Here is a 13,058-nt window from a genome sequence, read left to right on the forward strand (position 1 = left end):
GGCCTCTCTAGTTTTTCGGGGCGAAGTTTTCACAGAAAAAGCGGTGCCAGTTGTCCCCCATGATTCCGTCAACTTCGGCGGTGTTCATGCCTGTGGCCTTTAACCCGTCACGAATGTTGCCAAAATCGCGGTTGTCGTTGAACCAGCTTGGCATTGGCGGAAAGCCTGCGTTGTCTTTGCTGCCTTCGCCATAGTCGATTTCCTTGGACCAGCGACCCACGCGCATCCATTCAACCACGCTGTCAGGCTGATCTTGACACAGGTCTGATCCCAGCCCCAGATGCTCCGCTCCGTATTTTTCCGCCGTGCGCGCGATCATTTCGCAAAACTCTTGCAAGCTGCAATCGCCTTTGCCCTTCAAATGATGCGGATACATGGAAAAGCCGAGCATCCCGCCGTTTTCTGTCACCGCGCGGATCACCTCTTCGCGTTTGTTACGCAGGGCGGGTTGCCATTCATGGGGATTGGCATGAGATACAACGATGGGTCGCTCTGAAATATCAGCCGCCTCAATGGTGGACCGATCTGCCGAATGGGACATATCCACAACCAGACCCACGCGGTTCATTTCCTTGATAACCTGTTTGCCCATACGAGTGATGCCCGGGTCTTCGGCTTCGTAACAGCCAGTGGCGAGCAGGGATTGGTTGTTATAGGTCAGCTGCATAAATCGCGCACCCAGCGTGTGCAGGATTTCCACCAGATCAATGTCGTCTTCAATCGGGGCAGGGTTTTGAAACCCAAAAAAGATCGCTGTGCGGCCTGTTTTGCGTGCCAGTTCAACATCCGATCCCCACAAACCCTTAAAGATCAGGTCAGGGTACTGCTGAAACCAGCGATTCCATTGTTCCATGTTCAACACGGTTTCACGGAAATTCTCGTGATAAGAAATGGTCACATGCACGGCATCGACACCGCCTTCGCGCATTTGGCGAAAAACTTTTTCAGACCAGTTGGCATATTGCAGACCGTCGATAAGAAAGGGCATGGCAGGCTCCAGAATATATTCATCCTGTTGTGCCGATTGCGCCTCGCTCTGTAAATAAGTTATGCGCGGGTATGCGCGTCCACGACCCGTTGCAATATCGGAGCATAGTGCCAGAAATCAGGCGTAGAAACCGCAGGATCTTTGCCCAAATCATCCCAGATACGCACCCGTAAGATATTGTCCAGATTGGGATTTTTAGCAAATTCCGCCACTTCGGCCTCGCTCATTGGCCCCCCTTGCAGGTTCAGTGTGTGAACGCTCGCATCGGACAGTTTGCTAAAATATTCAACATCGGTTGAGCAAAGATACCGTTTCGCCGCAACATGGTGGCGCACGCAATCCGTAACAATGCTTGGAAAGAACGGCGCAAGCACGGCCGCGCCCGCTTCGTCATGGTGATTGTCGATCCCCTGTTCCAGCGCGTCATCAGGAAACTCGTTGGTGTAATGGCCGATATCATGCAGCAAGGCCGCTGCGATAATCGCATCCCCTGCGCTGGCTTGCTCGGCCAGTTGTGCGCCCTGCAACATGTGTTGGGACATGGTCACGTCTTCGCCAAGGTAACTTTCTGCCCCGCGCCGTTCAAAAATATCGCCAAGGAAATCCACGATAGTGTCTGCGCTCAACTGGCTCACGTCAGGGCGGCTCATTGGGCGGCCTCCACCCGCCGCTCCATGGCAGCAAGCGTCGATAGCAGGCCATCTTTATCGGCATAACATCCCTGCAACCATCGGCTGCCTTCGCCCGAATACCCCAAACGCGCGTGCATCACACGGGTGTTGTCCACGATGAAGCTCTCCCCTGGTTCCAGCTTGAAACTCACCGCCATATCAGGATCGTCGATGATTTCCGCAAACTGGCGATAGGCGGCATAATACGCCTGCATCTGTTCAAACGGCACATCCACGATGGGCGCAGCGGATCGGTTGTTAAACCGCACGCCCACGATCTGCCCATCGGGGGACAATTCAATCATCGGGCGGCGCGATTGCAGGCACACACCATCTTCGCCCGCGTATTCAAACCGCGCGGGATAGCCTGACAACAGATCAAAGCCCGAAGGATTGGCCTCGCGCAGCCGTTCGGCGGCGCGAAATCCATCCACAACCATGGACTCTCCCCCCTCTGCAGAATTTTCAAGGCAATACAGGATTTGCAACGTGGGCACAGGATCACGATAGGGATTGTCCGTATGCGCTTGCAGGCCCAGCCCGGTAAAGGCCAGATTGGTTGGGTTCACTTCTGTGCGCACCTCAAACCATTTGCCGTAGTTCGTTTCGCGGATATAGCCAAACAGTTCTGCCACTTGCAGCAATGCGCCGCTTTCCGCCGCGCCCCCGGTCAGCTTGGCAAACCCGTATCGACGCACATGGGCCAACCATGACTGCAACGCCCCGCGATTGCTTTGCAGATCAGGCAAATGCCCGACAGGCACATCGGATTGCAAGGATTTATCCCATGTTTCAACATGCTGGGGCAGGGCAAAGTCATCGCCGCAATCGCGATCATACGCATTGTCGCGCAGCCACTCGGCTGGGAATTGCACGGTTTTGCCTTCGGGCGCGAAGGTCACTTCAATCCCGTCTTTGCTGGCCGAAGCCATGGTTATCTGCACATCCGCAGGAATATCGCTCAACGTGATCAACCTTTGCCCATTGCCCGCAGACCGCGTTTCTGGGTCCAGGGCATTGTCACGCAGCCAAATGGCGTGAAACCGATGCTGCGCGCCATCGCCAAACTGAACCGTTAGGTAATCGCCTTTTGCAGAAACTGTGACTGTATCGACCATGGTATCCTCTGTGCAGCTATACCAAAAGACTATGACACGCCAATGCGCTGGCCTGTCTGTTACCGACATCCTACTATGCCTGTTTGCGACATGGCCTGTGCCTTTGCGAGCTGTAACCGTTCATCACAATCGGTATACATTTGTATACAATGCTCTTTTCAAGCCTGAAAACATACGTTAGAGACAGGGCAAATTCGCGAATCTTCGCAGACTTGGCGCGGCGCGGTTGCCTCAAAGCACACAGCCGCCCCACGCCAGCGCATAACCCAGAGAAGGACACAGGATGGCAGACGCAAACACCCCCGATATCGTATACACAAAGGTGGACGAGGCCCCAGAATTGGCCAGCGCGTCGCTGTTGCCGATTATTCAACGTTTCGCCGCTGCGGCGGGCGTGTCTGTTGGGACCAAAGACATCTCGCTTGCGGGGCGCATCCTGTCAAAATTCCCCGATTTCCTGCAAGAGGATCAGCGCATTTCTGATGATTTGGCAGAACTGGGCGAATTGGTGAAAACACCAGATGCCAATGTGATCAAACTGCCAAACATCTCTGCATCCGTGCCCCAATTGGTGGCTGCAGTAGAAGAGCTGCAATCACAGGGCTTCGCGATTCCAGATTACCCAGAAACACCGTCCACAGACGCCGAAAAAGAAATCCGCGCACGCTATGACACGCTCAAAGGGTCTGCGGTGAACCCTGTGCTGCGCGAAGGCAACTCTGATCGTCGTGCCGCCACCGCGGTAAAGAAATTTGCGCAAAACAACCCTCACCGTATGGGTGATTGGTCCGCAAACAGCAAAACGCGTGTGGCGTCCATGGACGGCAATGATTTCTTTTCCAACGAAACATCTGCCACCTTGGCAAGCGAGGCCACGGCTAAAATCGTTTTGGAAACAGCCTCTGGTGAAACCGTCTTGAAAGACGCGGTATCCTATCCTGCTGGTACGGTCGTGGATGCCACATTCATGGGTGCTGCTGCGCTGGATGCCTTTCTGGCGTCCGAAATTGAAAAGACCAAGGCCGAAGGCGTGCTGTTTTCCCTGCACATGAAGGCCACGATGATGAAGGTGTCCGACCCAATTATCTTTGGTCACGCGGTCAAAGCATGGCTCGCCCCTGTGTTCGAAGCACATGGCGACAAATTGACAGAACTGGGCGTGAACCCGAACCAAGGGCTCGGCACATTGCTGGAACGTGTTGAAAGCGACGCAGACATCATGGCCGCGATTGACGCAGTCACGGCAACGCGCCCCCCGATGTATATGGTGAATTCCGACACAGGCATTACCAACTTGCATGTGCCCTCTGACGTTATCATCGACGCCTCCATGCCCGCATTGATCCGCAATGGCGGCAAGGGCTGGGGCCCATCTGGTGAAGAAGCAGACACCGTTTGTGTGATCCCAGATAACTCTTACGCACCCGTCTACGACGAAGCCATCGAGTTTTTCAAAGCCAACGGCAAACTGAACCCGGCCACCGCTGGCACAGTGCAAAACCTCGGCCTGATGGCACAAAAAGCGCAGGAATACGGCTCCCACCCAACCACCTTTGAAATTCCCGAAGATGGCACTGTGAAGATGATCCTGACCGATGGCACAGTCCTGCACGAACATAAGGTGCAAAAGGGGGATATCTGGCGTTCTGCCTCTGCGCGCAAAGCCCCGATTGAAGACTGGGTCAATCTGGCCATTGAACGGCAACGTTTGACAGGGTTCCGATCCATCTTCTGGCTCGATGAAAACCGCGCACACGATGCGCAATTGATCGCCTATGTGAAACCAATCTTAGAAGCCAAAGGCGTGGCAGATAAGTTCGAAATCATGGCCCCACGCGAGGCAACCCGCGCCTCCCTTGAAACCATCACCAAAGGCGAAAACACCATTGCCATCACTGGCAATGTGTTGCGCGACTACCTGACTGATCTGTTCCCAATCTTGGAATTGGCCACATCTGCCAAAATGCTGTCCATCGTAAAATTGATGCAAGGCGGCGGCCTGTTTGAAACAGGCGCGGGCGGGTCTGCACCAAAGCATGTGCAACAGCTGCAATCGGAAAACCACCTGCGCTGGGACAGCCTGGGCGAGTTCTGTGCGCTCGGCGAAAGCTTTAAGTTCTTGGGCGAAACCAAAGGCAACGCGCGGGCGAAAATCCTTGGCGATGCGGTCGAAGATGCAACACAAGGCATTCTTGACAATGATCGCTCCCCCAGCCGCAAAGTGGGCGAGCCTGACAACCGCGACAGCCATTATTGGTTTGCCCGGTATTGGGCAGACGCTTTGGCACAACAAACGCTGGATGCCGAATTGGCTGCGGAATTCGTTCCAATCGCACAGGCCCTTGCCGATAGCGAAGGGGCAATCTTGGCTGAACTGGCCGCTGTTCAAGGGGCTCCTGCCGACACGGGTGGCTACTACCACGCTGTTCCCGCCAAACGCGACGCGGTGATGCGCCCAAGCGCAACATTGAACGCGATTATCGGCTAACACACCGAAACTTCGAATTAATCGGGCGGTCCTTTTCAGGCCGCCCGTTTTTGTATGTATTGCCAAGAATGGGGAAAACGCTCAGGCTTGGTTTGCGATTCCTTTTTGAAAAGTCATCCCGTGCTGCATCGAATTTTAATGTTTATGACGTGTTTTGTTTTGGTCTCTTGTGGCCAAGACAATCGGTTGGCCGAAACACCAAACGTCTTGCTGCCTGTTGCACAATACCCCGACAAAAACCTACCAGACGCGCTTAAAACCACGCAGCCAACGATTTACTATATGACGGATCGTGAACCGTCCGAAAACATCAAAGCCAAGGTTCCTTATTCGCACGAGCGTTCCGCCTCAATGGCGCTGGGCCGCCAAAAACTGCAATTCGGCGAAGACTTGGACTGGGGCGAGTTGCGATTGCTTTCTGTTTTGCGTCATAAAACTGTTGTTCCTGTGCGGGCGATTGCATCAGATGAGCTGGTCCGCTTTCCCCCAACACCCATTCCGTTCGTTTCCAAGGGCGGGCGCACGATCCCCGATCCTGTCATTGCGCGCAGTTACGCCACCGCCGAAGATGCCTTTCGGCGCGAAATCCGCCAAGCATTGCGCATCACGCCAGATGGTGAGGTTTTGGTGTACATCCACGGTGTAAACAATGATTTCTCTCGTGGGGCAGGGACCATTGCAAACCTATGGCATTTTTCTGGGCGTCAGGCCGTTCCAATCGTTTACACTTGGCCTGCCGCAACTCCAGGGCTGGTGGGGTATTTCAGTGATCGCGAAAGCAGCATTTTTTCGATCTTTCACTTCAAACAGTTCCTCACACTGCTGGCAAAAATGCCCGAAGTGAAAAAGATCAACATCGTCGCCCACAGTCAGGGCACGGCGCTGACGACCTCGGCCTTACGTGAATTGATCATCGCGGAACGGGCCGCAGGGCGGAACCCGAAACGGTCTTTGAAAATCGAAACGCTGATCCTTGCCGCCCCTGATCTTAACTACGAAGTGTTTGGTCAAAGGTTTTTGGCAGAACGGTTCAACGATGCGTTCAAACAGGTCACGATTTACACGTCCTCTAACGACTATGCGCTTGGTATCGCACAGTTTTTGTTCCGCGGCGTGCGGGTTGGGCGTGTAACCTATGATGACCTCGACAGCATCGAACGGCGCGTGCTGGAAGGGGCTCCGAACATCCACATCATCAACGTAGAAGCCGTGGTCGGGCGCGACAGCCACAGTTACTTTCACAACAATCCCGATGTGCTCTCTGACATCGTGATTTCTTTGCGCACGGGGCTGCCTCCTGGTGGCGAGGAACGCCCGCTGGAGTTCCAGAAAGGCAATTTCTGGAACCTCCATGCTGGTTATCCATTTGATCGTCCAAAAACAGTTTTCGAGTTAGAGCGCCCCGACCCCTAGAACGGCAAACCTAAACCGTGCAAAGGGTTGACCATTCCTTGGGATTTGGGGTCTATGTTCCAAAAACACAGAGGTAAGCAGAATGATCAAACTCACACTCGAAAACGGCAAAACCATCATGGTTGGCGTGAAATCCCTACAGGCGGTTATCACAGGCGCAACAGGCTCTGGCGCGTTGATCGTTCTGGGCGGCGGCGTCATGTACGATGTGCGTGAAAGCCCGGCAACCATCGCAGAAATGTTCGAAGAATACGAACGCCGCGTGGGCTAACCCCACGCGACACGCGCTTTACGATCTGGGCAAAGCCATGTCTGGGTCATACAGACACGACCCATCAATGATCGTGGCCGCTTGTGGCACGCCTATCACCTCCACCGACAGTCCATCCGTCACGTCGGGGTTCACAAACGCCATAGCGATGTTTTTACCCACGCGATGTCCCCAATCGGCAGATGTAATCGTACCAACCACCTTGCCGTCTTTCACAACACTTGCCCCAGGATGGGCAGGGGCATCTGAACACTCAATGGTCATCGTTACAAATTTCTGCCGCGGCCCATCTGCCTGCATCTTCATCAACGCGTCTTTGCCGATGAACTCTTTGCCCATATCCACAAAACGATCCAGATCCGATTCAAACGGATTGAACTCCGTAATCAAATCCGCCTTCCAATGCCGAAACCCTTTTTCAAGCCGCATAGATTCGACCGCACGGGCCCCAAACAGGTGAATCCCATGCGGTGTCCCCGCCGCTTGCAACGCGAGGTAGGCCGCATAAAGCTGGTTGTTGGGCATATGAATTTCATAGGCCAATTCCCCTGAAAAACTCACTGCCATGACAATGGCAGGGGCGATGCCGATAAACGCTTCCCGCACAGACAACCACGGAAACGCCTCTTTCGACCAATCCCCACGGGATGCAGCAGCCAGCACATCGCGCGATTTTGGCCCCGCCAGCAATAGGATCGTGTGATCGTTCGTCAGACTTTGCACCTCAACATCTTCATCCGCACCGATGTTCTGCGTTAGCCAATCCATATCGTGATATTCTGATGCTGCCGCTGACCCGTACCAAATGCGCCCATCAGGCAGGTTCGCAATTGTCGCCTCCCCTTTGATATTGCCGTGGTGGTTCAACAAATACCCGAGTCCCACACGGCCCGCTTTCTGCGTCATTTTTGAACAGAACATCCGATCAATGAACCCGCGTACGTCATCCCCAGACAACGCAAAACGGTTGAAACCATTCACTTCTGTCAGGCCAACACCCGTCTGCACAGCTTTTACATCACGGGCCACCACATCAAAGGCTTCGTTGAAATAAAACCCGTGGGTCTCGTGAAAATCCGCACTTGGCTGAATGTAATCAAGCCGCTCCCACCCATTCACCACCGTAAATTCTGCGCCTTCAGCGGCCAAAATCGGCGTCAAAGGCGTGGTTTTCGCAGGCCGCCCAGCAGGACGATGTTCATGTGGGAAGTGGAAACGGAATTCGTTCTGATAATCCTCAATCGCCTTCAGCGCGGTCAGTTCCACATTGGCGTGGCCAGTGAAACGGCGCGGATCAATGCACCACGTGTCGTAACAGGCTTCACCATGCACAATCTGTTGGGCCAGCAGCCAACCATGGCCACCCCCTTCGCCCACACCGGCCCGCAAGCCAATGATGCAAAACGCATTCCGTTTGCCTGGGATCGGCCCCACCAGAGGCGCACCGTCAATGGTGTAGGTGATCGGCCCGTTCACAACCGTATGAATCCCCGCCTCCATCAGGGCAGGCATCCGCGCAAACGCGCCTTCCAACACATCCGTCACACGGTCCAAATCATCTGGACACAGCGCATTCACAAACTTTGGATCAATTCCATCCATGCCCCATGTTTTGCACTCCTGCTCATAAAACCCGAGCAACAGGCCGTTCTTTTCCTGACGACAGTAATAATCCGAAATCGGACAGCGCAGCAGGGGCATCCGATGGCCCGCATCGCGGATCGCAGGGATTTCTTCGGTCAGAAAATACTGATGTTCCATCGACGCCACGGGGTGATGCACACCCATCATCGCGCCCACTTCGTTCACACGATACCCACCTGCGTTCACAACCACTTCGCATGTGATATCGCCCTTTTCTGTGTGGACTGTCCAACTGTCATCCTTGTGCTGCGTCAGCCCAATCACCGGCGTATGGCGATACACTTCCGCCCCTGCTTTGCGCGCGCGCCGCGCCAGTGCTTGGCACAATTGCGCAGGATCAATGTCCCCATCGAGCGGATCCCACAATCCCCCCACCAGATTGTCCGTCGAAATCAACGGATGACGCCGCGCACATTCCTTTGCATCAATTACTTCGAAATTCACATCCATGCCCTTGGCCATGCTCGCAAATTGCGCATACCCATCCATCTGCGCCTGCGTATTGGCCAACCGAATACCCCCATCCCCGTGGTGATAATTGATCGGATACTCAGGATCATTCGCCAAGTCATTGTAAAGGTTGATCGAATGCGTTTTCAGCCCCACCATCGTCTGGTTCATGCCAAAGTTCGTCACCTGTGCTGCTGAATGCCACGTGGTCCCGGATGTCAGCTCATCCCGTTCGATCAAAACCACATCGGTCCAACCTTCTTGGGTCAGATGGTAAATCGTAGAACAGCCAGCAATGCCGCCGCCAATTACAACGGCGCGTGTGTGGGTTTTCATGGGGAACCTCGTTTCTAAAATCCTGCCGATATCTGCATCGAGCCGATCAAACCCGTCAAGGCAACGCCCTTGTTTTCGATTTTCTGTAGGGTTTGCGTTTTTGTTTGTGAAACTGCGCTAGGGATGGGAAAAGGGGGACAATAAATTGAAAGGCTGCCCTATGTCCCATCTGACCGTCGTCCATCATCCGCTTGTGCAACACAAACTGTCGCTCATGCGCCGCGTGGAAACGCCATCCAACCAGTTCCGCCAACTCCTTCGCGAAATCAGCCACCTTCTGGCCTATGAGGTGACACGGGATTTGCCCATGACAACCCGTGAAATCGAAACGCCTCTTCAAAAGATGGATGCGCCTGTGCTTGACGGCAAAAAACTCGCGCTTGTGTCCATCTTGCGGGCAGGCAACGGTTTGCTGGATGGCGTTCTGGAACTAATCCCCTCCGCGCGTGTTGGATTTGTCGGTCTGTATCGTGACGAGGAAACGCTCAAACCCGTGCAGTATTACTTTAAAGCGCCCGAAGGCATGAATGAACGCGTTGTCATCGCGGTTGACCCCATGCTCGCCACGGGCAATTCCTCTGTGGCGGCCATTGATTTGTTGAAAAAAGCAGGGGCAACAAACATCAAATTCCTCTGCCTGCTGGCCGCCCCTGAAGGGGTCGCACGCATGAAAGACGCCCATCCTGATGTGCAGATCGTCACCGCATCCTTGGATGAGAAACTGAACGATCTTGGCTATATCGTACCTGGCTTGGGCGATGCAGGGGATCGGATGTACGGCACGAAATAACCGCCAAATTTGCATTTGGACCCAATCCGCCGCTAAACTCGTGCCTAAAGGAGCCTTCCATGTCCCGCACTGTAACCATTGCCAATCTGCAAACGCGCCCAATGCCTGACTTCGATACGGCCTTGAACGAGGCTCTGACCCTTGCACAAAAAGCAGTCTCTGATGGTGCGGAACTGTTGTGCTTGCCCGAATATTGCGGCGGGCTCAAAACCGATGGCGCCGCCTTCGCACCGCCCCACGCTTCCGAAGCGGAACACCCTGTTATCAACGGCCTTCGCGACTTTGCAGCGAAAAAGGGCGTGGATATCCTGATCGGCTCCGTTGCGGTCTCAGGGCAGGGGGCCAAGTTCAACAACCGTGGACTTTATGTCGATAAATCAGGTGAAATCCTCAGCCGCTATGACAAAATTTTCCTCTTTGATGTGAACCTGTCCGAAACGCAAATCTACCGCGAAAGCGATCGTGTGGAACCGGGCGATCAAGCGGTCGTGGCCAACACCCGCTTTGGCCGTATAGGTCATTCCATCTGCTATGATTTACGCTTTGCGCAGCTCTACCGCGATCTGGCACAGGCCGGGGCCGAAATCCTGTTTTGCCCTGCGGCCTTTGCCGTCCCAACCGGGCAGGCCCACTGGCATGTGTTGAACCGATCTCGCGCCATTGAAAACGGCGCTTTCATGATTTCCCCTTGCGCCCATGGCGCGGTGGATGGGGGCGGGGCCAGCTATGGTCACTCGCTGATCGTAAACCCTTGGGGTGAAGTTTTAGCAGACGGAGGCGATGCCGCTGGCGTTTCCATGGCCACAATCGACCTTGATTTGGTGGCCGCCACGCGCAAACGCATCGCGAGCCTGCAACACGACCGCCCTTACACGCTCTCGCAAAATGAGCCTGTGAGCACCGCTGCAGAATAAAAACAGCCCCACACTTCTTCTGGCCAAAAATATCCAAAGAAAAAGCCCCGCCAAACAGCGGGGCTTTTCAATTCTAACGCAAACTGGGCTTAGGCCAGTGTGGAATCGATCTCTTTACAGGCTGCAACCAACCCTTTGACCGCATCCACAGATTTGTCGAACATGGCTTTTTCGTCTTTGTTCAACTCGATCTCTACAACTTTTTCGATACCGCCTGCGCCGATAACGGTTGGAACGCCCACATACATGCCGTCCAAACCATAGGCACCGTCCACATTTGCCGCACACGGCAGCACGCGCTTTTGGTCTTTCAGATAGGCTTCGGCCATTTCAATGGCGGATGCAGCTGGCGCATAGAACGCAGACCCAGTTTTCAACAAGCCAACGATTTCCGCGCCACCATCACGGGTGCGCTGTACGATCGCGTCGAGTTTTTCCTGTGTGGTCCAGCCCATCTTCACCATGTCAGGCAATGGGATACCAGCCACTGTGGAATAGCGTGTCAGCGGAACCATAGTGTCCCCATGACCGCCCAAAACAAAGGCCGTGACGTCTTTCACAGACACTTCAAATTCATCGGCAAGGAAGTGGCGGAACCGCGCGCTGTCCAAAATGCCCGCCATGCCGCAGATTTTGTTCTTTGGCATGCCAGAAAATTCACGCAACGCCCAAACCATCGCATCAAGCGGGTTTGTGATACAGATCACAAACGCATTTGGCGCGTGCTTGGCGATACCTTCGCCAACAGATTTCATAACTTTCAGGTTGATGCCGAGCAGATCATCACGGCTCATGCCTGGCTTACGCGCCACACCTGCGGTTACGATACACACATCCGCGTCTGCGATATCTGCGTAATCTGTTGTGCCTGACATAGCGGCGTCAAACCCGTCAACGGGTGCGCTTTCTGCGATGTCCAATGCTTTGCCCTGCGGCGTGCCGTCTGCGATATCGAACAAAACAACATCGCCCAGTTCTTTCAACGCTGCCAAATGGGCCAATGTGCCACCGATTTGGCCTGCACCGATCAAAGCAATTTTCGCTCTTGCCATGTCTTCAACTCCTGTCATGTGAAACTCGCCCGCTTGCTACCCCCAAAGCCGTAGCAGGGCAAGGCGCATTTCAGACAGTCGGCGTGGTTGTGCTGAACCCGAATTCAACAAGCCTTTGAACCCAAAGCCTTTTCCCCGCTGTACTGTGAAATTTGGCAGACAGGTTTGGCTGTAATATAGTATGCAATTGCATACAATTACGTCACAAAATGAGGAATCACCCAAAAACACCGCGAAAGTGTCCCGCGCGGTGTTTTCGGATTTTGCGTCTTGCTGGGGGTACTAGGACTCCCGTTCATCCCATGCGAAACAAAACAACCGCGTAGACCTAGGCTTTGTCGCCCTTGTGAACAACAGCCGCTTCAACAGGTTCATAGGCATTGCCTGCCGCCATCAGACAGGTCATGCCATTGGGCAATGTGATTACTATGGTCCATGTACCGCTCTCGGCATTGGCATATGTTTCCACCACCCCGTTGTTTGCCGACAATCCCACAGACTGGCGGGATTCACCGTATTTTGTTTCCAACCGCTCAATCACGCGGGCGCGCTCTGCGCAGCTGGCCTGTTGAGCTTGGGCTGCTTGCGTGGCCAGAATGACACCGCCAAAGCCCAAGGAAAGTGCAAAGAATAGATTTTGCATCGGTTTTCTCCGTCTAAAAGACGAGGTGGCGAGACCGGCCATCGGTCAAAAGATCTGCGCTCACATCGTGAACAGTTGCGCCAAAGGTCTGCTTCCGATTGTGTAAAGGCGGCCAACCAGCCGGCCTTCGTCACCCATGGCGATGTGTGACCAGCCTGTCACGAACTCCCCAAAAAATGGTTAACGCCACGACCGCTCTGCGCGTCAGGGCCGTATCCATCAGGCAATGTGCAAAATTTCCGCAACGATATCGCCCGCGCAACGTTGCGCTTTGGCGCCA

11 protein-coding genes are annotated in these 13,058 nt (G+C 54.3%); 5 read left to right on the top strand and 6 right to left on the bottom strand.

Annotated elements, in window-relative coordinates:
• Positions 1-7 precede the first annotated feature (7 nt).
• The 3 genes from QBD29_RS06785 to QBD29_RS06795 are packed head-to-tail and all read right to left on the bottom strand — an operon-like array spanning position 8 to position 2,777.
• On the bottom strand, positions 8-988 hold the full coding sequence (locus QBD29_RS06785) for a membrane dipeptidase (protein ID WP_280100539.1): 981 nt from the start codon (positions 986-988) through the stop codon (positions 8-10).
• A gap of 59 nt (positions 989-1,047) precedes the next feature.
• Positions 1,048-1,638 (bottom strand): HD domain-containing protein, encoded by a 591-nt coding sequence (locus QBD29_RS06790; RefSeq protein WP_280100540.1) that lies wholly within the window; start codon positions 1,636-1,638, stop codon positions 1,048-1,050.
• On the bottom strand, positions 1,635-2,777 hold the full coding sequence (locus QBD29_RS06795; RefSeq protein ID WP_280100541.1) for a gamma-butyrobetaine dioxygenase: 1,143 nt from the start codon (positions 2,775-2,777) through the stop codon (positions 1,635-1,637). Before QBD29_RS06795 ends, QBD29_RS06790 begins: the two co-directional genes overlap by 4 nt.
• A 283-nt stretch (positions 2,778-3,060) precedes the next feature.
• On the opposite strand from QBD29_RS06795, the gene QBD29_RS06800 reads away from it, so the two are divergent.
• From QBD29_RS06800 to QBD29_RS06810, 3 genes are all read left to right on the top strand, one after another.
• Positions 3,061-5,265 (top strand): NADP-dependent isocitrate dehydrogenase, encoded by a 2,205-nt coding sequence (locus tag QBD29_RS06800; RefSeq protein WP_280100542.1) that lies wholly within the window; start codon positions 3,061-3,063, stop codon positions 5,263-5,265.
• 144 nt (positions 5,266-5,409) lie between these two features.
• Entirely contained in the window at positions 5,410-6,678 is a 1,269-nt protein-coding gene (locus tag QBD29_RS06805; RefSeq protein ID WP_280100543.1) for an alpha/beta hydrolase, read from the top strand.
• Between the two features lie 82 nt (positions 6,679-6,760).
• Positions 6,761-6,949: a hypothetical protein gene (locus QBD29_RS06810; RefSeq protein WP_280100544.1), complete on the top strand. Its 189-nt coding sequence runs from the start codon at positions 6,761-6,763 to the stop codon at positions 6,947-6,949.
• Positions 6,950-6,967: 18 nt separating this feature from the next.
• Here the strand turns inward: QBD29_RS06810 and QBD29_RS06815 are convergent, their stop codons facing one another.
• Positions 6,968-9,379, bottom strand: coding sequence for an FAD-dependent oxidoreductase (locus tag QBD29_RS06815; protein WP_280100545.1), 2,412 nt, complete (start codon positions 9,377-9,379; stop codon positions 6,968-6,970).
• Positions 9,380-9,539: 160 nt separating this feature from the next.
• Here QBD29_RS06815 and upp point away from each other — a divergent pair, with 160 nt between their 5' ends.
• The gene (gene upp, locus QBD29_RS06820; protein ID WP_280100546.1) at positions 9,540-10,169 is read left to right on the top strand and encodes a uracil phosphoribosyltransferase; all 630 of its coding nucleotides are present in this window, start codon (positions 9,540-9,542) and stop codon (positions 10,167-10,169) included.
• 59 nt (positions 10,170-10,228) lie between these two features.
• On the top strand, positions 10,229-11,083 hold the full coding sequence (locus QBD29_RS06825) for a carbon-nitrogen hydrolase family protein (protein WP_280100547.1): 855 nt from the start codon (positions 10,229-10,231) through the stop codon (positions 11,081-11,083).
• 89 nt (positions 11,084-11,172) lie between these two features.
• Here QBD29_RS06825 and mdh read toward each other — a convergent pair whose 3' ends face one another.
• Both mdh and QBD29_RS06835 read right to left on the bottom strand, forming a co-directional pair.
• The gene (gene mdh / locus QBD29_RS06830) at positions 11,173-12,135 is read right to left on the bottom strand and encodes a malate dehydrogenase (protein ID WP_280100548.1); all 963 of its coding nucleotides are present in this window, start codon (positions 12,133-12,135) and stop codon (positions 11,173-11,175) included.
• Between the two features lie 328 nt (positions 12,136-12,463).
• Entirely contained in the window at positions 12,464-12,778 is a 315-nt protein-coding gene (locus QBD29_RS06835; RefSeq protein WP_280100549.1) for a hypothetical protein, read from the bottom strand.
• Positions 12,779-13,058 lie beyond the last annotated feature (280 nt).

The sequence above is a fragment of the Amylibacter sp. IMCC11727 genome, assembly GCF_029854195.1.
In the GTDB taxonomy this organism is placed as follows: Bacteria; Pseudomonadota; Alphaproteobacteria; order Rhodobacterales; family Rhodobacteraceae; genus Amylibacter.